The sequence below is a fragment of the Shigella sp. SIG6 genome (genome assembly GCF_053555815.1).
This window is the reverse complement of sequence record NZ_JBQZXC010000062.1, coordinates 1-20,463: the sequence shown is the minus strand read 5'-3', so window position 1 is coordinate 20,463 and position 20,463 is coordinate 1. Positions and strand designations below refer to the sequence as shown.

12 protein-coding genes and 2 pseudogenes are annotated in these 20,463 nt (G+C 52.5%); 4 read left to right on the top strand and 10 right to left on the bottom strand.

What is annotated here, in order from left to right:
• Positions 1–2,706, bottom strand: a pseudogene (locus ACUU1M_RS11860) (DUF5107 domain-containing protein); the annotation flags it as partial.
• A 117-nt stretch (positions 2,707–2,823) separates the two neighbouring features.
• Between ACUU1M_RS11860 and ACUU1M_RS11855 the strand changes: the two are divergent.
• Positions 2,824–4,017 carry an ROK family protein gene (locus ACUU1M_RS11855; protein ID WP_005080317.1) on the top strand — a complete coding sequence of 398 codons (1,194 nt, stop codon included), beginning with the start codon at positions 2,824–2,826 and terminating at the stop codon, positions 4,015–4,017.
• 197 nt (positions 4,018–4,214) lie between these two features.
• Here the strand turns inward: ACUU1M_RS11855 and glyA are convergent, their stop codons facing one another.
• Complete coding sequence (glyA, locus tag ACUU1M_RS11850; RefSeq protein ID WP_000919159.1) at positions 4,215–5,468, bottom strand: serine hydroxymethyltransferase; 1,254 nt, start codon at positions 5,466–5,468, stop codon at positions 4,215–4,217.
• Positions 5,469–5,794: 326 nt separating this feature from the next.
• Here glyA and hmpA point away from each other — a divergent pair, with 326 nt between their 5' ends.
• Positions 5,795–6,985 carry an NO-inducible flavohemoprotein gene (hmpA, locus tag ACUU1M_RS11845; RefSeq protein ID WP_000883107.1) on the top strand — a complete coding sequence of 397 codons (1,191 nt, stop codon included), beginning with the start codon at positions 5,795–5,797 and terminating at the stop codon, positions 6,983–6,985.
• A gap of 44 nt (positions 6,986–7,029) precedes the next feature.
• Here hmpA and glnB read toward each other — a convergent pair whose 3' ends face one another.
• The 5 genes from glnB to purL form a co-directional block, all read right to left on the bottom strand.
• Positions 7,030–7,368 (bottom strand): nitrogen regulatory protein P-II, encoded by a 339-nt coding sequence (gene glnB, locus ACUU1M_RS11840; protein ID WP_000717694.1) that lies wholly within the window; start codon positions 7,366–7,368, stop codon positions 7,030–7,032.
• A gap of 60 nt (positions 7,369–7,428) precedes the next feature.
• Positions 7,429–8,763 (bottom strand): two-component system response regulator GlrR, encoded by a 1,335-nt coding sequence (gene glrR, locus ACUU1M_RS11835; RefSeq protein ID WP_152028955.1) that lies wholly within the window; start codon positions 8,761–8,763, stop codon positions 7,429–7,431.
• Complete coding sequence (gene qseG, locus ACUU1M_RS11830; RefSeq protein ID WP_001215861.1) at positions 8,753–9,466, bottom strand: two-component system QseEF-associated lipoprotein QseG; 714 nt, start codon at positions 9,464–9,466, stop codon at positions 8,753–8,755. The genes glrR and qseG overlap by 11 nt, the downstream gene beginning before the upstream one ends.
• A 164-nt stretch (positions 9,467–9,630) precedes the next feature.
• Positions 9,631–11,058, bottom strand: a complete 1,428-nt coding sequence (qseE, locus tag ACUU1M_RS11825; protein ID WP_005076342.1) for a two component system sensor histidine kinase QseE/GlrK — start codon at positions 11,056–11,058, stop codon at positions 9,631–9,633.
• 575 nt (positions 11,059–11,633) lie between these two features.
• Positions 11,634–15,521: a phosphoribosylformylglycinamidine synthase gene (gene purL, locus ACUU1M_RS11820; RefSeq protein ID WP_000970140.1), complete on the bottom strand. Its 3,888-nt coding sequence runs from the start codon at positions 15,519–15,521 to the stop codon at positions 11,634–11,636.
• Between the two features lie 257 nt (positions 15,522–15,778).
• Between purL and mltF the strand changes: the two genes are divergently transcribed.
• Positions 15,779–17,335 carry a membrane-bound lytic murein transglycosylase MltF gene (mltF, locus tag ACUU1M_RS11815; RefSeq protein WP_000734212.1) on the top strand — a complete coding sequence of 519 codons (1,557 nt, stop codon included), beginning with the start codon at positions 15,779–15,781 and terminating at the stop codon, positions 17,333–17,335.
• Here the strand turns inward: mltF and tadA are convergent.
• Positions 17,332–17,835, bottom strand: coding sequence for a tRNA adenosine(34) deaminase TadA (tadA, locus tag ACUU1M_RS11810; protein ID WP_001297409.1), 504 nt, complete (start codon positions 17,833–17,835; stop codon positions 17,332–17,334). The genes mltF and tadA overlap by 4 nt on opposite strands.
• 57 nt (positions 17,836–17,892) lie before the next feature.
• On the bottom strand, positions 17,893–18,528 hold the full coding sequence (yfhb, locus tag ACUU1M_RS11805; protein ID WP_005076349.1) for a phosphatidylglycerophosphatase C: 636 nt from the start codon (positions 18,526–18,528) through the stop codon (positions 17,893–17,895).
• Positions 18,529–18,737: 209 nt separating this feature from the next.
• On the opposite strand from yfhb, the gene ACUU1M_RS11800 reads away from it, so the two are divergent.
• Positions 18,738–19,586, top strand: coding sequence for a MurR/RpiR family transcriptional regulator (locus ACUU1M_RS11800; protein WP_001013778.1), 849 nt, complete (start codon positions 18,738–18,740; stop codon positions 19,584–19,586).
• Positions 19,587–19,924: 338 nt separating this feature from the next.
• On the opposite strand, the pseudogene pinE reads toward ACUU1M_RS11800, so the two are convergent.
• Positions 19,925–20,463 (bottom strand): annotated as a pseudogene (pinE, locus tag ACUU1M_RS11795) (site-specific DNA recombinase); the annotation flags it as partial.

Below are 20,463 nucleotides of genomic sequence, written 5' to 3'. Positions count from 1 at the left end.
AAGATGCTGCCAGGCGCGTAATAACTGGTTGAGGATAAACTGACTGGTGACCTTCCCTTCCCCGCCTTCCCACGGGTGGAATTTACGCGTGGCGAGAATGTCCGCCGCTTTGTCTGCCTGACCCGTGAGATGCCACAAATTGAGCAGTTCTGCGGTCATGTCGTCGCGTTTCAGCGCAATTTCCAGATTATTTTCCAGACGCGCCAGTCGTTTCTCCGGTGTGGCTCCACTTAACTTATCCAGCAAATCCCGTTCGAAAAGCAGACGTGCATCCTGCGGCGCAAGCTGATAAGCATTATCAAGATAACGCGCGGCCAGCTCATAATCGTGTTTCTTATTCCACGCATGGATCGCTAACCCGCGCCAGCCGTCGGCAAACTCCGGCGACATCTCTACGCAACGTTGCCATAAGGCAATGGCTTTGTTGTAGCTACGTTTGTTGTAGTAGAAGCAGGCCAGTAAATGGCGAGCAAACCAGCACTCTTCAATACTCTCCAGCGCCGCCACTTCTTCCAGCGTATTCGGGAAACGGACAAACTGCGGGAAGACATCAATGGCTTTTGCGACCAGTTCGCCACGTTCGGCTTTCGGCAGCAAGCTGGCTTGCAGGTAAAGCGGCAGCGTGCGCTGGCAGTCCAGTGCGTTCAGCATCTCTGCCGCCAGGGTGGGCATTCCCCAGTTAATCAGTTGCCCGGCGGTCATCAGAGCGTTAACGTCGCGTCCCTGACACAGACCGCGCCACTGCGCGAGGGCTGATTCGCTACGACCATCGAACCAGTTCAGCCACCACAGAGTGGCGTTCAGCGGATAATCACGCAGCAGTTTCTCGCGCTGCAAACGCGCGTTGTCCTGACGACCACTTAACACCAGCAGCAGATTATGCAAGCAAAGCACTTCCTGATTGGTTGGGCAGGCACGAAGACTTTGTTGGCAAAAATCCAGACCCGCGTCGAAGTTATCATTACGCGCCGCCAGTCGTGCCAGACCATAATAGCCGCCTGCTTTACTATTGCCGCTCCAGACCGCACGCCAGAAATCCTCTTCGGCTTGTTGATATTGTCCCTGACGTTCGTAAGCACTGGCGCGAATCAAACTTGCTTGTCCACACTGCGGGTTTTTGTTCAGCGCATGTGCGCGTTTCAGCGCCTGACTGGCATACGCCACCGCTTGCGGGAAATCTGCGCGGTTATATTCCAGCATCGCCAGCGCCAGGTTACAGCGATAATCCAGCGGGTCCAGCGCCACGCCGCGCAGGTAGTAATCGAACGGTGAACGGCTGGCGTGATGATATTGCTCCAGATGCTGACCGATAAACCAGGCTTCATCTGTACTGGTAATGTCTTGTGCTGCCAGTGGCGCTTTGGCGACGTCCGGCAACGGCAACTCCTGCGGCTGATGTTCCTGATAACTCAGTACAATATTGCCGTCGGCATCGGAGAGTTCAATGGTCAGTCTGTCAGGATTGATACCGTGCAACACGCCCTGGATGGCGGTCGCTGGTGTCAGGGCCACGGCATCATCGAGCAACGCGTTGCATTTGCCGATTTCGCGGATCGCCAGACGGTATCCGTTCAACGGAGAGATGGCATACAGCCCCCACTCAATCCCCCGCTCACTACGCTGGAGTTTTATCACCGCATCGCGGGAGGCATTTTGCACCATGCCCAGAGAATGATAAGGCAGGAAATACTGCTCGAAACGCTTCTCTTCGTAAGCATCAAGCCAGGTAAAATCAGGCTGGTTATCGGCAAAAATACCGGTCATCAGTTCGATATACGGGCCGTTATTGTCGGTCAGACTCTTATCCCACGCCTGGCCAAATTCACTGTGTCCCCAACTCCACTGTTTTTTACCTGGCGCAATATGGTGGTTGGCAACGTGCAGCAAACCGCCATCTTCATCGTGACACCACGCGCCGACAAAATCGTACTGCGATTTTTCGGCCATATATGAGGTTGGAACAGGCACATTTTTATAGCGAGAAATGTCCACTCCGGCGGAGTAGTCCACTTTGTAGTAAGTGCCGGTGGCGATGGGGAAAGCGGAGACGGCCCGTTTGCCGTGATCAAACACCGCAGTCACATCCGGTGGGAAAACGCTCTGATGCCCTTCACCCCCTTTCACTGCCGGGTTGGCCCACCACAAGAAATGACGCGGCGTGGCGTTGCCGTTATAGACGCGGCTGGCGATTTCCAGTGCCGCCCGGTCAGGGCGCAGGGTGAAACCTGTCATCACCTGTAAACCATGCATCGGCTCCGTTTCGCCGACCCACACCGTCTGTGCACCGTCTTCATGGGCTTCGAGGGTGAAATCAACGGGCATAAAGGTGGTCGGGCGATGGTGTTGCGGCCAGTTAAACTCAATCCCGCCGGAGATCCACGGTCCCAGCAGCCCCACCAGCGCAGGTTTAATGACTTCATTGTGATAGACAAAATCGCGCTGTTTCACTTTATCCCATGCGCGATGCACCCGACCGCCCAGTTCCGGCAGGATCATCACTTTGATGTAGTCGTTTTCCAGCCACACCGCCTGCTAGGATTTCAGGGTTTTCTGCTCGCTCAGCGTATCGGTCACGCCGTAGGGATAAACCGCGCCGGACGATCCCTGATAAACGCGATTTTCCAGGAACATGGGATGTATATCCTGCGGCCCGGTTTCATAGGTCGGGATCTCAACGCGCTCTTGCCACACTTTTACTGGAGTCATGGTGCCCTCAATATTAACAAGACATACTGAATTAAAAGATTTGTGGCAGTGTATTGAACAATCTGGCAATGTTTTCGCGGAATAATCACGCAATTAACTAAACAAGGTTTAGTGAAGATGAGAGCCTGCATTAACAATCAACAGATTCGCCACCATAACAAATGCGTGATTCTGGAACTGCTGTACCGGCAAAAGCGCGCCAATAAATCAACGCTGGCCCGGCTGGCGCAAATTTCGATTCCGGCAGTCAGTAATATTTTGCAGGAACTGGAAAGCGAAAAACGGGTGGTGAATATTGACGATGAAAGCCAGACGCGCGGGCATAGTAGCGGTACATGGCTGATTGCGCCGGAAGGTGACTGGACGCTGTGCCTGAACGTGACGCCCACCAGTATTGAGTGTCAGGTTGCTAATGCTTGTTTAAGTCCGAAAGGCGAATTTGAGTATTTACAGATTGATGTACCGACGCCGCAGGCGCTGCTGTCCGAAATCGAAAAATGCTGGCATCGCCACCGTAAATTGTGGCCGGACCGCACCATCAATCTGGCGCTGGCAATCCACGGGCAGGTTGATCCGGTGACCGGCGTATCGCAAACCATGCCGCAAGCGCCGTGGACAACGCCAGTTGAGGTGAAGTATCTGCTGGAAGAGAAGCTGGGCATTCGGGTGCTGGTCGATAATGACTGCGTGATGCTGGCGCTGGCGGAGAAATGGCAAAATAATTCGCAGGAACGGGATTTCTGCGTGATCAACGTTGATTACGGCATTGGCTCGTCGTTCGTGATTAACGAGCAAATTTATCGCGGCAGTTTGTATGGTAGCGGACAGATTGGTCACACCATCGTTAATCCGGATGGCGTCGTCTGCGACTGTGGACGTTACGGCTGCCTGGAAACCGTCGCCTCGTTAAGTGCATTAAAAAAACAGGCGCGGGTATGGCTAAAATCACAACCGGTTAATACTCAGCTTGATCCTGAAAAACTGACAACCGCGCAGTTAATCGCTGCCTGGCAGAGTGGAGAACCGTGGATCACCAGCTGGGTTGATCGCTCTGCCAATGCCATTGGTTTGAGTCTGTATAACTTCCTCAACATCCTCAATATTAATCAGATTTGGTTGTACGGTCGCAGTTGTGCCTTTGGTGAGAACTGGCTTAATACTATTATTCGCCAGACAGGATTTAACCCGTTCGACCGCGACGAAGGACCGAGCGTGAAAGCGACGCAAATTGGCTTCGGGCAATTAAGCCGCGCACAACAGGTGCTGGGAATTGGCTATTTGTATGTTGAGGCGCAGTTACGACAGATTTGATGGCGCGATAACGTAGAAAGGCTTCCCGAAGGAAGCCTTGATGATCATAAACGAAAAATTGCCTGATGCGCTACGCTTATCAGGCCTACACGGAGATTGCAATATATTGAATTTGCAAGATTTTGTAGGCCTGAGAAGGTGTTCATGCCGCATCCAACATGAACAACGAGCACATTGTCAGCAAATCACCGTTTCGCTTATGCGTAAACCGGGTAACGTGCGCAGATGTCGAGAACTTTACCTTTGATGCGCTCGATAACTGCTTCATCATTGATGCTGTCCAGCACGTCACACATCCAGCCAGCCAGTTCTTTCGCTTCGGCTTCTTTAAAGCCGCGACGGGTAATCGCCGGAGTACCTACACGAATACCGGAGGTCACAAACGGGCTCTTCGGATCGTTCGGTACGCTGTTTTTGTTGACGGTGATGTTAGCACGGCCCAGAGCGGCGTCTGCTTCTTTACCGGTCAGGTTTTTATCAACCAGATCAACCAGGAACAGGTGGTTATCAGTGCCGCCGGAAACCACTTTGTAGCCGCGCTCGAGGAACACTTCTACCATCGCTTTAGCGTTTTTCGCGACCTGCTGCTGGTAAGTTTTGAACTCAGGCTCCATCGCTTCTTTCAGAGCAACCGCTTTACCGGCGATTACGTGCATCAACGGACCGCCCTGACCACCAGGGAAAACGGCAGAGTTCAGTTTTTTGTACAGCTCTTCGCTACCACCTTTCGCCAGGATCAGGCCGCCGCGCGGACCCGCCAGGGTTTTGTGAGTGGTGGTAGTAACAACGTGAGCATGAGGAACCGGGTTCGGGTAGACGCCAGCAGCAACCAGGCCCGCAACGTGCGCCATATCAACGAACAGATAAGCACCGATGCTGTCAGCGATTTCACGCATTTTCGCCCAGTCAACCACGCCGGAATATGCAGAGAAACCACCGATAATCATTTTCGGCTTGTGTTCTTTGGCTTGTTTTTCCAGATCGGCGTAATCGATATGACCGGTAGCATCGATACCGTAAGGAACGATGTTGTACAGTTTACCGGAGAAGTTAACCGGAGAACCGTGAGTCAGGTGACCGCCATGCGCCAGGTTCATACCCAGAACGGTATCACCTGGTTCCAGCAGCGCGGTGTAGACCGCAAAGTTAGCCTGGGAGCCGGAGTGCGGCTGGACGTTAGCGTAGTCAGCGCCGAACAGTTCTTTCGCACGATCGATCGCCAGTTGTTCAACGATATCAACATACTCGCAACCGCCGTAGTAGCGTTTGCCCGGATAACCTTCAGCATATTTGTTGGTCAGCTGAGAACCCTGCGCCTGCATTACGCGCGGGCTGGTGTAGTTTTCGGAGGCGATCAGTTCGATGTGCTCTTCCTGACGTACTTTTTCCTGCTCCATAGCCTGCCACAGTTCGGCATCATAATCGGCAATGTTCATTTCACGCTTTAACATCCGCATCTCCTGACTCAGCTAACAATAAAATTTTTGGCCTTTATAGGCGGTCCTGTTGGACAACGGCGAACAGTATAACCGAATCATTGTGCGATAACAGGTCTTGACAAAGGAATTTACGCAAACGATTACCTTCAGGCTACGCAAGGCTTTGGAGAATAAAGAGCTTGCAACCGGAAACGGATTTCTTTTCAGGTTTGTGATGCAAATTTTTCACTTCATCACATTCTTTCTGAAAAACACCAAAGAACCATTTACATTGCAGGGCTATTTTTTATAAGATGCATTTGAGATACATCAATTAAGATGCAAAAAAGGAAGACCATATGCTTGACGCTCAAACCATCGCTACAGTAAAAGCCACCATCCCTTTACTGGTGGAAACGGGGCCAAAGTTAACCGCCCATTTCTACGACCGTATGTTTACTCATAACCCAGAACTCAAAGAAATTTTTAACATGAGTAACCAGCGTAATGGCGATCAACGTGAAGCCCTGTTTAACGCTATTGCCGCCTACGCCAGTAATATTGAAAACCTGCCTGCGCTGCTGCCAGCAGTAGAAAAAATCGCGCAGAAGCACACCAGCTTCCAGATCAAACCGGAACAGTACAACATCGTCGGTGAACACCTGTTGGCAACGCTGGACGAAATGTTCAGCCCGGGGCAGGAAGTGCTGGACGCGTGGGGTAAAGCCTATGGTGTACTGGCTAATGTATTTATCAATCGCGAGGCGGAAATCTATAACGAAAACGCCAGCAAAGCCGGTGGTTGGGAAGGTACTCGCGATTTCCGCATTGTGGCTAAAACACCGCGCAGCGCGCTTATCACCAGCTTCGAACTGGAGCCGGTCGACGGTGGCGCAGTGGCAGAATACCGTCCGGGGCAATATCTCGGCGTCTGGCTGAAGCCGGAAGGTTTCCCGCATCAGGAAATTCGTCAGTACTCTTTGACTCGCAAACCGGATGGCAAAGGCTATCGTATCGCGGTGAAACGCGAAGAGGGTGGGCTGGTATCCAACTGGTTGCACAATCACGCCAATGTTGGCGATGTCGTGAAACTGGTCGCTCCGGCAGGTGATTTCTTTATGGCTGTCGCAGATGACACACCAGTGACGTTAATCTCTACCGGTGTTGGTCAAACGCCAATGCTGGCAATGCTCGACACGCTGGCAAAAGCAGGCCACACAGCACAAGTGAACTGGTTCCATGCGGCAGAAAATGGCGAAGTTCACGCCTTTGCTGATGAAGTTAAGGAACTGGGGCAGTCACTGCCGCGCTTTACCGCGCACACCTGGTATCGTCAGCCGAGCGAAGCCGATCGCGCTAAAGGTCAGTTTGATAGCGAAGGTCTGATGGATTTGAGCAAACTGGAAGGTGCGTTCAGCGATCCGACAATGCAGTTCTATCTCTGCGGCCCGGTTGGCTTCATGCAGTTTACCGCGAAACAGTTAGTGGATCTGGGCGTGAAGCAGGAAAACATTCATTACGAATGCTTTGGCCCGCATAAGGTGCTGTAATTTGATGTTGCCGGATGGAAACATCCGGCAACCCTTGACGCGGTTTAAATTGCCGCGTCGTCCTCTTCACCGGTACGGATGCGAATGACCCGAGCCACGTCAAAGACGAAGATTTTACCGTCACCGATTTTGCCGGTTTGCGCCGTGCGAATAATGGTATCGACACAGGTATCGACAATGTCGTCCGGTACGACAATCTCAATTTTCACTTTCGGCAGAAAATCCACCATATACTCCGCGCCGCGGTACAGCTCGGTATGGCCTTTCTGGCGACCAAAGCCTTTCACTTCGGTCACCGTCATGCCGGTAATACCGACTTCGGCCAGTGCTTCGCGGACATCGTCCAGCTTGAAGGGTTTTATAATCGCATCAATCTTTTTCATGCTATTCCTTGAAAAGGTTGCCTGTCTTTTGATCTGCTAAACGTAACACATAACGCCAATTCATTCCTTGAAATCGTTTGCATCCAGCTCGTGTCGGGAAAGCAGTTTATAAAATTCTGTCCGGTTGCGCCCCGCCATTCTCGCCGCGTGGGTGACGTTGCCTTTGGTGATTTGCAGCAGCTTACGCAAATAGTTGAGTTCAAAATGATTACGTGCCTCAACAAAGGTTGGCAGCGCCGTATTTTCACCCTCCAGCGCCTGCTCCACCAGCGCATCACTAATCACCGGAGATGAGGTCAGCGCCACGCACTGTTCAATCACGTTGACCAACTGGCGCACATTACCCGGCCAGCTCGCGGTCATCAGGCGTTTCATCGCATCGGTAGAGAACGCGCGGACAAACGGTTTATGTCGCTCTGCCGCCTGGCGCAACAGGTGATTTGCCAGTAGCGGAATGTCTTCTGTGCGCTCCGCCAGTGCCGGAATTTTCAGGCTGACAACGTTGAGGCGGTAATAGAGATCTTCGCGGAATTCCCCGCGCGCCATCGCTTTTGACAGATCACGGTGAGTGGCAGAAATAATCCGCACATTGATATCAATATCGCGGTTACTGCCCAGCGGGCGCACTTTACGCTCCTGCAACACGCGCAGCAGTTTGACCTGTAACGGCGCAGGCATATCGCCAATTTCATCGAGAAATAGCGTTCCGCCTTCCGCCGCCTGGAATAAACCTTCGCGATTGCTGACAGCGCCAGTAAACGCGCCACGCGCATGACCAAACAGCTCCGACTCCAGCAATTGCTCGGGCAATGCGCCACAGTTAATAGCAATAAATGGTTTGCTGTTGCGCGTGCTGGCGTTGTGGATAGCCTGGGCGAAAATCTCTTTCCCGGTGCCGCTCTGACCGTTAATCAAAACGCTGACGTCTGATTGCGCCACCAGCCGCGCCTGTTCCAGCAAACGCAGCATCAGCGGGCTGCGGGTGACAATTGCCTCGCGCCAGCGTTCATCGGTGGCTGGCGCGGATTGCTCCAGCGCATCGTCAATTGCCTGATATAGCGCATCTTTATCGACAGGCTTGGTGAGGAAACTAAAAACGCCCTGCTGTGTTGCAGCAACGGCATCGGGGATAGAACCATGCGCAGTAAGAATAATTACTGGCATTCCCGGCTGCACTTTCTGGATTTCAGCAAATAGCTGCATACCGTCCATTTCATCCATCCGCAGGTCGCTGATAACTAAATCTACTTTTTCGCGATTCAGTACCCGTAATCCTTCAGCGCCACTTTCCGCCGTGACCACACTGTAGCCTTCGCTGGTCAGGCGCAGGCCAAGCAGTTTCAGCAATCCCGGATCGTCATCGACCAATAATAAATGCGCAGGTTTATGGCTCATCAGGAGTGACCTCATGGGTGGATGGCGCGGGCTTTTCACTCTCGTGCGGCGTATCCGGCGAGAAATTTCCAGCCGGTTTGCGGGTCGAGAGCTGGCGTTCAATATCGGTCAGGTTTTCCAGCTTGCGGGTGGTGAGTTCCAGTTGCTGCTGTAGAACGTGATGTTGCTGGCGCAATGTATCCAGCTCGCTGTCGCTGGACTGCTGGAGTTTACTGTAACGTTGGCGCTCTTCCGCCAGTTGCAGTTGCAGCGCCTGACCGTCGCGCCAGAGTTGATACAGTGGGCGAACCTGTGCCGGGATCTCGGTACTTAACGCTTCAATACGCGCGACCAGCTGGCGGCGCTCATACGGCGTAATTTTGGCGTCGGCGAGCAAAATCCCTTGTTTAAAGGTATTTTGCCAGCTGCCGTCGTCATATTGGCGAGCTTGCTGACGCGACTGCGCAGGCATTAAACGATCAGCACAATCCATCGCCCGCAGCCAGTAAAGCGGATTGGTTTCGGTTGATTTACCTTGCAGCGCCCAGATGTCGCTACATTCAGTAGAAAGATAGTCAGCCAGTTGATAAACCGGAATTTTTTCTTCTGCTGGCGTATCAATGGCTGGCTTATTGTGATTCTGCACGCAACCCAGCAATGCCAGACATGGCAGCCCTGCCAGCCACAGCCGTCGGGGCAATAATCGTTGAAAAATGTGTCGCATATTCACCAGACTTAAAGCCTATCCCAGTGGGCGTAATTGTTGCAGACAGTCTGGACATGGACAGCGCGGAGAAACCGGGGCGTACATATCGTACGTGAAGATTTCGAGCACTACCCGGGGCCGAACTGACAAATAAAATAGCCTGATAGGATAGGCTGTTAGCATTATTTCGTGTTTTTCGACGACGGTAATTCAATGCGGAAACAAACGTCTTGCCCGCTCTCGTCGACCAGATACAGTTCCCCTTGCATACGGCGAATACAATCCCTGGCAATGCTTAATCCCAGACCGCTGCCCTTCACCGCCCCTTTTCGCTGGTGGCTTCCCTGAAAAAAGGGTTCGAAGATCATGGCGCGTTCCTCTTGCGGAATGGGCGTGCCTGTATTGATGACATCAATATAAACCCGCGCACCATGTAAACTGCTGCGAAGGCAAATGTTACCGGATTCAGCCCCGTAGTGCACCGCATTGGAGTAAAGATTATCCAGTACGCTCATCAGCAGCATTGGCTCCGCCAGGCAAGCTGTTGCTTTGAGATCGACGTCGGTATGCATCATTTTAGCCCGTGCGGGCAGGCTATGAGCAGAAACCACTGTCTCCACCAGCGGTGCTAATTCAACATTCTCCAGTTCCACCGCACTGTCCGCCTGTTTACGGTTGTAATCAAGCAGTTGTTCGATCAGTTTTTGCAAATTGCGGCTGCTGCTATCAAGAATGCTCACCACCTCTTTTTGCTCTGGCGTAAGCGGCCCGACAACCTGATCAGCCAGTAATTCAGTGCCCTCGCGCATACTCGCCAGTGGCGTTTTTAATTCATGAGATAAATGTCTTAAAAATTGATGGCGTTGGGATTCCAGCCATGACAGGCGCTCACTTAACCAAAGAATACGTTGCCCAACCGAGCGTAACTCGCTCGGTCCACAGAACGAAACGCTATTGCCCAGAGAACGCCCTTCCCCCAGACGGTTGATCATGCGCTCGATATTTTTCACCGGCCCGATAATCATCCGCGTGAAAAGTAGCACCATCACCAGACTCACCAGAAATAGCACCAGCGATTGCCAACCAAAATATTGCCCACGTTCGGCGATTTCACGCTGAAGTTGCTGCCCACGAGAGAACACCACTGTGCGCGTGGCCTGCACCATTTCGGTATTGGCACTGGCAAAGGCTTCAAGACGCGCGGCGGCGGCAGCATCGGGACCACTGTTGTTACACTGAAGTTGGGCCAGATTGTTCAAATCCTGACGCAATGCCTGGTAAAGTTTATCGTCTGGCAGTACGCCTGCGTGGGCATCGAGCATTTCGCTGTAACGCTTGCGCTGGCTTTGATAAACCTTCGCAAGCGTAGGGTCGTCCAGCACGCAATACTGACGGTAGCTACGCTCCATCTCCAGCGCCGCGTTGGTCATCGCTTCACTACGCCGGGCATCAATAAGCGTAGTGCGGTTAACCAGCGCCGCCTGATCGCTAAGCGCATTCAGGCTTTGCCAGGCTTGCCATGCCAGCACCAACAGGGGTAGTAGAATTAGCAAAAATGCCAGCATTACCAGTTGTCGTAATGAGCGGGGAAAAACGGGCCAGCGTTTCAAGGTGTTACTCTCGTCAGACGCGAATAGCCTGATGCTAACCGAGGGGAAGTTCAGATACAACAAAGCCGGGAATTACCCGGCTTTGTTATGGAATAAGGCGGTGCCTAACTCGACGTTTCGCCCGATGGTTGATATAGCTACGCTGATATCAGAAGTTGGACGGCAGGCACCTTGTTGTGCGTCATTCGAATTTTATGTAGCACGTCCCGAAGGGGCTGACATAAGTCGGTGAATGAGCCACTGCTTACTATTATGCAGTAACTGTGCCAATAAAGAAAATAGTTTGGTAACGTACTGATTATACGTTGCTTTGAGGGATTTATGGCTTCTTCGCTATTTGAATGTAAATCAGCCAATGTGTCGCTAAAAAGAGACAACTTAAGATAAACTTATTAGATTACAATAAAATCAATCATTTAAGTGTCGCCAGAAAGCGACACGGTAAACCACCCATTGTCGTGATTTACAGACACAAAAAAGCTCCCGGAGTTGGGAGCTTATGATAGTGGTTGGTGCTTAATGCTGGATGCGGCGTAAATGCCGCATCCGGGCTGCAAAACCAATGAACTGATGACTTACCCCAACTGCTTACGCGCATTGCGGAAAATGCGCATCCATGGGCCATCCTCGCCCCAGTTTTCCGGATGCCAGGAGTTGCTGACAGTACGGAAAACACGTTCCGGGTGCGGCATCATAATGGTGACTCGACCACTTTCAGTCGTAACCGCCGTAATACCGTTCGGTGAACCGTTCGGGTTAGCCGGGTAGGTTTCAGTGACTTTGCCGAAGTTATCGACATAGCGCAGTGCCACCAGCCCTTTGCTTTCCAGTGCCGCCAGATGCGCCGCATCACGCACTTCCACGCGCCCTTCACCATGAGAGACAGCAATCGGCATTTGCGAGCCCACCATCCCCTGCAACAGCAGAGACGGGCTTTGGGTTACTTCAACCAGGCTGAAACGCGCTTCAAAGCGATCGGAGGTGTTACGCACAAAACGTGGCCACAACTCGCTCCCCGGGATCAGTTCACGCAGGTTAGACATCATCTGGCAACCGTTACATACCCCCAGGGCCAGCGTTTGCGGACGATGGAAGAAGGTTGCAAACTCATCGCGTACACGGTCATTGAACAGGATAGACTTCGCCCAACCTTCACCGGCACCCAGCACATCACCGTAGGAGAAACCTCCGCACGCGACCAGGGCGTGAAAATCCTCCAGTCCCGTACGTCCAGTCAGCAGGTCGCTCATATGCACGTCGATAGCATCAAAGCCCCCACGTTGGAAAGCTGCCGCCATTTCAACATGCGAGTTCACGCCCTGCTCACGCAGTACGGCAACTTTCGGACGTGCGCCAGTGGCAATATACGGTGCTGCCACATCTTCGTTGATATCGAACGACAGTTTTACATTCAGGCCCGGATCGGCGTCGTTAGATTTCGCCTGATGCTCCTGATCGGCACACTCCGGGTTGTCACGCAGGCGCTGCATCTGCCAGGTAGTTTCTGCCCACCAGACACGCAACGTAGTGCGGCTTTCGCTGAATACAGTCTGCCCGTTGGCGGTAATCACAAAACGGTCACCGGAAACCGCCTGCCCAACATAATGGACGCAATCCGCAAGCCCATGCTGTGCCAGTACGGACTCGACCGCTTCACGGTCAGCGGCACGAACCTGAATCACCGCACCCAGTTCTTCGTTAAACAACGCCGCCAGGCGATCGTCACCCAGAGAGGCGATATCCGCGTCAATGCCACAATGACCTGCAAAGGCCATTTCCGCCAGCGTTACCAGCAGGCCGCCATCAGAGCGGTCGTGATACGCCAGCAGCTTACGCTGTGCAACCAGCGCCTGAATCGCGTCATAGAAGCCTTTCAGTTGGGCAACATCGCGTACATCTGCCGGTTTGTCGCCAAGCTGACGATAAACCTGCGCCAGCGCCGTTGCGCCCAGCGCGTTATTGCCTTTGCCCAAATCAATCAGCAGCAGTGCGTTATCTTCGGTACAAAGCTGCGGCGTGATGGTGTGACGTACATCTTCCACGCGGGCAAATGCAGAAATCACCAGCGACAGCGGCGACGTCATTTCGCGCTCTTCGTTACCTTCCTGCCAGCGGGTTTTCATCGACATAGAGTCTTTACCCACCGGGATCGTCAGGCCCAGCGCCGGACAAAGTTCTTCACCCACGGCTTTAACGGCTTCATACAGGCCCGCATCTTCACCAGGGTGGCCTGCCGCCGCCATCCAGTTGGCGGAAAGTTTAATGCGTTTGATATCGCCAATCTGTGTTGCGGCAATATTGGTTAACGCTTCACCGACCGCCAGACGGGCAGAGGCAGCGAAATCCAGCAGCGCAACCGGCGCACGCTCGCCAATCGCCATCGCTTCACCGTAGTAGCTGTCGAGGCTGGCGGTAGTGACCGCGCAGTTAGCGACCGGCACCTGCCACGGCCCCACCATCTGATCGCGCGCCACCATGCCGGTTACGCTGCGGTCACCGATGGTCACCAGGAAAGTTTTCTCCGCCACGGTCGGCAGATGCAGTACGCGTTTCACCGCGTCTGCAATGGTGATCCCTTCACGGACCAGCGCATCGCCCTTCGCTTTCAGCGTTTGTACATCGCGGGTCATCTTCGGCGTTTTACCAAGCAGGACGTCCAGCGGCAGATCGATCGGCTGATTATCAAAATGACGATCGTGCAGAGAAAGATGCAGTTCTTCGGTCGCTTCACCAATCACCGCGTAGGGTGCGCGCTCACGCTTACACAGTTCGTCAAACAGCGGTAATTGATCGGCAGCAACCGCCAGCACGTAGCGTTCCTGGGATTCGTTACACCAGATTTCCAGCGGGCTCATGCCCGGTTCGTCGCTTAGAATATCGCGCAGTTCAAATTTACCGCCGCGTCCGCCGTCGCTCACCAGCTCCGGCATCGCGTTAGAAAGACCGCCCGCACCGACGTCGTGGATAAACAGAATTGGGTTAGCATCACCAAGCTGCCAGCAACGGTCGATCACTTCCTGGCAACGACGCTCCATCTCCGGGTTGTCGCGCTGTACGGAAGCAAAGTCGAGGTCGGCATCAGACTGACCAGACGCCATGGAAGACGCCGCGCCGCCGCCAAGACCGATGTTCATTGCCGGGCCGCCGAGAACGACCAGCTTCGCACCGACGTTGATCTCGCCTTTTTGTACGTGATCGGCGCGAATGTTGCCGATCCCGCCCGCCAGCATGATCGGTTTGTGATAACCGCGCAGCTCTTCGCCATTGTGGCTGCTCACTTTTTCTTCATAAGTACGGAAGTAGCCGTTCAGTGCCGGACGACCAAATTCGTTGTTAAACGCCGCACCGCCCAGCGGGCCTTCGGTCATGATGTCCAGCGCGGTAACAATGCGCTCAGGCTTACCGAAATCTTCTTCCCACGGCTGTTCGAAGCCAGGAATTCGCAGGTTGGATACGGAGAAACCAACCAAACCAGCTTTCGGCTTCGCGCCGCGCCCGGTGGCACCTTCATCGCGGATTTCACCGCCGGAACCGGTCGCCGCGCCCGGCCACGGAGAAATCGCCGTCGGGTGGTTGTGAGTTTCGACTTTCATCAGGATGTGCGCCGGTTCCAGATGGAAATTGTAGCGGCCCGTTTCGTGGTCAGCAAAGTAGCGGCCCACTTCAGAACCTTCCATTACGGCGGCGTTATCTTTATAAGCAGAGAGAACGTGATCTGGCGTGGTTTCGAAAGTATTTTTGATCATCCTGAACAGCGATTTCGGCTGTTGTTCACCGTCGATAATCCAGTCGGCGTTAAAAATTTTGTGGCGGCAGTGCTCAGAGTTCGCCTGAGCGAACATATACAGCTCGATGTCGTTCGGGTTACGACCAAGCTTTGTGAAAGCATCCTGCAGATAGTCAATTTCATCTTCCGCCAGAGCCAGGCCAAGACGCAGGTTAGCGTCGATCAGCGCCTGACGGCCCTGCCCCAGCAAATCAACGCTTGTGACCGGAGTCGGTTGATGGTGGGCAAACAACTGCTCTGCATCATCTAAATCAAAAAAGACCGTTTCCATCATGCGGTCGTGCAGTTCAGCGGTAACCTGCTGCCATTGTTCATTGGTCAGCGTACCGGCTTCTATATAGTAAGCAACGCCGCGCTCAAGGCGGTTTACCTGTTGTAGCCCGCAGTTATGGGCAATATCGGTCGCTTTCGAAGACCAGGGAGAGATGGTGCCAGGACGCGGGGTCACCAGCAGGAGTTTGCCTTGCGGGGCGTGGCTGGCGAGTGCCGGACCATATTTCAGCAGGCGTTCAAGTTGTGCGTGCTCATCATCGTTTAACGGCGCATTGAGGTCAGCAAAATGGACATACTCGGCGTAAATATTGTGAACCGGGAGCCTGGCAGCCTGAAAACGTGCCAGCAGTTTGTTGATTCGGAATGCCGACAGTGCAGGCGAACCACGCAGAATTTCCATCATAAGTCTCTCGTCTTCTAAGCTTTCGGTGTACCCAAGGGGGGGAAACGGGCGTCATTATAAAGAATCTGATGCACTGACGAAACCGTTTGCGTGGAAATAAAATCACCATCGTGAATTAGCAACGCGTGCCGCCAATGGCTGTAATAAGTTGCCATCTGGCGCAGGTTTACGCAAAATGCCGCTCATTTATGAGTAAACCTTTCACTATTATTACGTTTTTTCAAGCTGGGACGCGCACGACACAGAGAATTAACTAATTGAAAAAATTAAAGATTAATTATCTGTTCATCGGCATTCTGGCACTGCTGCTCGCGGTCGCTCTCTGGCCATCCATTCCCTGGTTTGGTAAAGCCGACAACCGTATCGCCGCCATTCAAGCGCGGGGAGAGTTGCGTGTGAGCACCATTCATACTCCCCTGACTTATAACGAAATCAACGGGAAACCTTTTGGCCTGGATTACGAACTGGCGAAACAGTTTGCCGATTACCTCGGCGTAAAACTGAAAGTGACCGTGCGGCAGAATATCAGCCAGCTGTTTGACGACCTTGATAATGGTAACGCCGACCTGCTGGCGGCAGGACTGGTCTATAACAGTGAGCGGGTAAAAAATTATCAGCCTGGCCCTACCTATTATTCCGTGTCACAACAACTGGTTTATAAAGTGGGTCAGTATCGCCCACGTACGCTGGGCAACCTGACGGCGGAGCAACTCACCGTTGCACCGGGTCATGTGGTGGTTAACGATCTCCAGACCCTGAAAGAAACAAAATTCCCGGAATTAAGCTGGAAGGTAGACGACAAAAAAGGCTCTGCGGAATTAATGGAAGATGTCATCGAAGGAAAACTCGATTACACCATTGCTGATTCTGTCGCCATCAGCCTGTTTCAGCGCGTTCACCCGGAGCTCGCCGTAGCGCTCGATATCACAGATGAACAACCGGTGACTTGGTTTAGCCCGTTAGATGGCGATAATACCCTTTCCGCCGCCCTGCTCGACTTCTTCAACGAAATGAATGAAGACGGTACACTGGCACGCATTGAAGAGAAATACCTGGGGCATGGCGATGATTTTGATTACGTCGATACGCGCACATTTTTACGCGCCGTCGATGCGGTACTGCCGCAGTTAAAGCCCCTGTTTGAGAAATACGCCGAAGAAATTGACTGGCGTTTGCTGGCCGCTATTGCTTATCAGGAATCGCACTGGGATGCACAGGCCACTTCACCGACGGGTGTGCGCGGCATGATGATGTTAACCAAAAATACCGCGCAAAGCCTCGGCATTACGGATCGTACCGATGCCGAACAGAGCATCAGCGGTGGCGTGCGTTATTTGCAGGATATGATGAGTAAAGTGCCGGAAAGTGTGCCGGAGAACGAACGGATCTGGTTTGCCCTCGCTGCGTACAATATGGGCTATGCGCATATGCTGGATGCCCGCGCCCTGACGGCAAAAACCAAAGGGAATCCTGACAGTTGGGCTGACGTAAAACAGCGTCTGCCTTTACTTAGCCAGAAACCCTATTACAGCAAGCTGACTTACGGCTACGCTCGTGGGCATGAAGCCTACGCTTATGTCGAAAATATTCGTAAGTATCAGATTAGCCTGGTGGGTTATCTGCAAGAGAAAGAGAAGCAGGCTACAGAAGCGGCGATGCAACTGGCGCAGGATTATCCGGCGGTATCGCCTACGGAGTTGGGCAAAGAGAAATTTCCTTTTCTCTCGTTTCTTTCCCAGTCGTCATCAAACTATTTGACCCATTCTCCCTCTCTGCTGTTTTCCAGGAAAGGGAGTGAAGAGAAACAAAATTAATCCGTCGAGGATTGCGCTTTTTTCTGCGCTTTAATTTCCTGGCGGCGCATGCGAAAGAAGTCACTGAGCAACGCCGCGCACTCATCCGCCAGTATTCCTTCCGTAATTTCCACTCGGTGATTCATACCCGGATGATGCAGCACATCCATTAAAGATCCCGCAGCGCCAGTTTTCGCGTCACGCGCACCAAAGACCACGCGACCAATGCGACTGTGGATCATCGCTCCGGCACACATTACACATGGTTCAAGCGTGACATACAGCGTGGCGTCGATCAGACGATAATTTTGCATCACCAGACCACCCTGCCGCAGGGCCATGATTTCTGCATGTGCGGTGGGATCATGGCGACCAATCGGGCGGTTCCAGCCTTCGCCGATTACCCGATTGTTATGCACTAATACCGCGCCGACCGGCACTTCCCGCTCATCCCAGGCACGTTTCGCCAGCGTCAGCGCGTGACGCATCCAGTATTCGTGGCTAAATTCGACTTCAGACAAAAAGAAAACTCCGGTTATAAAAGCGCGACGCATTATACACGGACGCTATGCTTTACTCTATTCCAGTTGCTGGAGTTCACCGCGCGGGGTTACTCGCCAACGATGCTGACAGAAATAAAGCAGCGGATTGTCCTGATTACTGTCGCTATAGCCACTGTACAGCCGCAGCGGCGTGCCGATTTTGCGCTCCAGTTGTGCGACCTTTTCATGTCCCAGACAACGCATCGTCAATACCCAACCACCATAGCCACGCTGAATTTGGCTGGCGATAAGATTAACCCGCGGCAGCCAGGGCGTATCGAAATAAACCGCTTCAACCAGCGGCTGCGGAGAGCCGGTAATCAACCAGATATCAGCATCGGAACTTAACAGGTAGGTGGTTAATCGCTCCTGAACCAGCGGAAAGGCGGTAACATTGTCGCGAAACCAGCGCACGAAATCGGCCTGCACCGTCTGTAAACGTGCTTCGCTGTGACCAAAAGTGCACCCCCACAGAAGCAGACTCATCGGCCAGCGTGCCGCACGACCTTTTATCAATAACGCAATGGCTATAATCGGTAACAACGGCAGGACAAGTAACGCATTCAGCGGTTGGCGACGCAGTAAATAGCGCAGAAAACTGCCGAACATATCCTGCTGATGCAATGTTCCATCTAAGTCAAAAAACACCACACGACGCTCGTGAGTTGCCAAACTCATACTCCTCTGGACTGAAACATCCTGATTAATTTTCGCTACTACATAGCCTAACAGATAGATCATCACTTTTCCGGCAACAATCGACCGCATCATGGCTAACTGGAATTTTTAATTCATGGCAATTAGCGGCAATGGAATATAAAATTCACTCGCGTGTGTCTCATATTGCCTGTTGTCGCCACTATTTCATCGCGAGGAAAGATATGAACGGCTTACTTCGTATCCGTCAGCGTTACCAGGGGCTTGCCCAGAGTGATAAAAAACTGGCGGATTATCTGCTGCTACAACCTGATACTGCGCGCCATTTAAGCTCTCAGCAACTGGCCAACGAAGCCGGAGTCAGTCAGTCCAGCGTCGTGAAGTTCGCGCAAAAACTCGGCTATAAAGGTTTTCCGGCGCTTAAGTTGGCGTTGAGTGAAGCGCTGGCAAGCCAGCCGGAATCGCCCTCCGTGCCCATTCATAACCAAATCCGCGGTGATGATCCGTTACGGCTGGTCGGCGAAAAACTGATTAAAGAAAATACTGCCGCTATGTACGCAACGCTAAACGTTAATAGTGAAGAGAAACTGCATGAATGCGTAACAATGTTGCGCTCTGCGCGGCGGATAATTCTGACCGGTATTGGCGCTTCGGGTCTGGTGGCGCAAAACTTTGCCTGGAAGCTGATGAAGATTGGCTTCAATGCTGCCGCACTGCGCGATATGCATGCGCTACTCGCAACAGTACAGGCGTCGTCCCCTGACGATCTGTTATTAGCCATTTCCTACACCGGTGTACGACGCGAGTTAAACCTGGCGGCAGATGAGATGCTGCGAGTGGGCGGAAAAGTGCTGGCGATTACCGGCTTTACTCCGAATGCCCTGCAACAGCGTGCTTCTCATTGCCTGTATACCATTGCCGAAGAACAAGCGACAAACAGTGCTTCAATCTCTGCTTGTCACGCTCAGGGAATGTTAACGGATTTGCTGTTCATTGCGCTGATTCAGCAGGATCTGGAACTGGCACCAGAACGTATTCGTCATAGTGAAGCGCTGGTGAAAAAACTGGTCTGAGTAAAGAATGCGCGTATAATGCCCGCCCGGTTTGTGTTGTTTTGAGAGTTTCCTTATGGCGCTGTTAATCACTAAAAAATGCATCAATTGTGATATGTGTGAAATCAAATAAAAACACATTTATTTTCATAGTGATACAGCAATGTGTTATTGAATGTGTTGTTGGATTTATGGTGCAAAAAAATTTTGCATAAGTTCAGCAACACAAAGAACACCACTTTCTTTAACGTCCTCCGCGCCCTAAAGGACGGGGCTTTACGGCGCAAAAGGCCTGTGACATACCACATTAACTTTTCAGTCAACCGTAGCACGTTCTTGTATATGCCGTGTCTGCAGTTTTATATAACCCTGGCTGGAAACCTCTTATACAAAGTCGATTCGCCAACATCATAGATGATCGCCACCTTCTGGCGAGAAACTCCTGATGCAATTAGTCGCCCGGCCTGCGCCCATTATTCTGGTGAAAGTTTGGGACGGCGACCGCCAATTCGTCCCTGTGCGCGAGCAGCTTCCAGTCCTGCTTTTGTTCGTTCAACAATCAGTTCACGTTCCATTTCAGCCAGGGCACCCATCACATGGAAGAAAAAGCGTCCCATTGGTGTGCTGGTATCAATTGAATCAGTCAGACTACGAAAGTTGATGCCTCGTTCGCGCAACTCCTCCACCAGCACGACAAGATGCCGCATACTGCGCCCCAGCCGATCCAGCTTCCAGACAACCAGTGTGTCGCCTGCCGATAATGTCCTGAGCAGTTTTTTCAGCCCCGGTCTTTCGGACTTTGTGCCACTTATCTTGTCTTCAAAAATCAGCTCGCATCCTGCACAGTTCAACGCATTACGTTGTAGATCGGTATTCTGGTCATTTGTTGATACGCGTA

Coding starts and splice junctions, on each gene's coding strand:
- purL (WP_000970140.1), bottom strand. CDS start 15,521: ATGATGGAAATTCTGCGTGGTTCGCCTGCACTGTCGGCATTCCGAATC.
- hmpA (WP_000883107.1), top strand. CDS start 5,795: ATGCTTGACGCTCAAACCATCGCTACAGTAAAAGCCACCATCCCTTTA.
- qseG (WP_001215861.1), bottom strand. CDS start 9,466: ATGCGACACATTTTTCAACGATTATTGCCCCGACGGCTGTGGCTGGCA.
- glrR (WP_152028955.1), bottom strand. CDS start 8,763: ATGAGCCATAAACCTGCGCATTTATTATTGGTCGATGACGATCCGGGA.
- ACUU1M_RS11855 (WP_005080317.1), top strand. CDS start 2,824: ATGAGAGCCTGCATTAACAATCAACAGATTCGCCACCATAACAAATGC.
- glyA (WP_000919159.1), bottom strand. CDS start 5,468: ATGTTAAAGCGTGAAATGAACATTGCCGATTATGATGCCGAACTGTGG.
- glnB (WP_000717694.1), bottom strand. CDS start 7,368: ATGAAAAAGATTGATGCGATTATAAAACCCTTCAAGCTGGACGATGTC.
- ACUU1M_RS11800 (WP_001013778.1), top strand. CDS start 18,738: ATGAACGGCTTACTTCGTATCCGTCAGCGTTACCAGGGGCTTGCCCAG.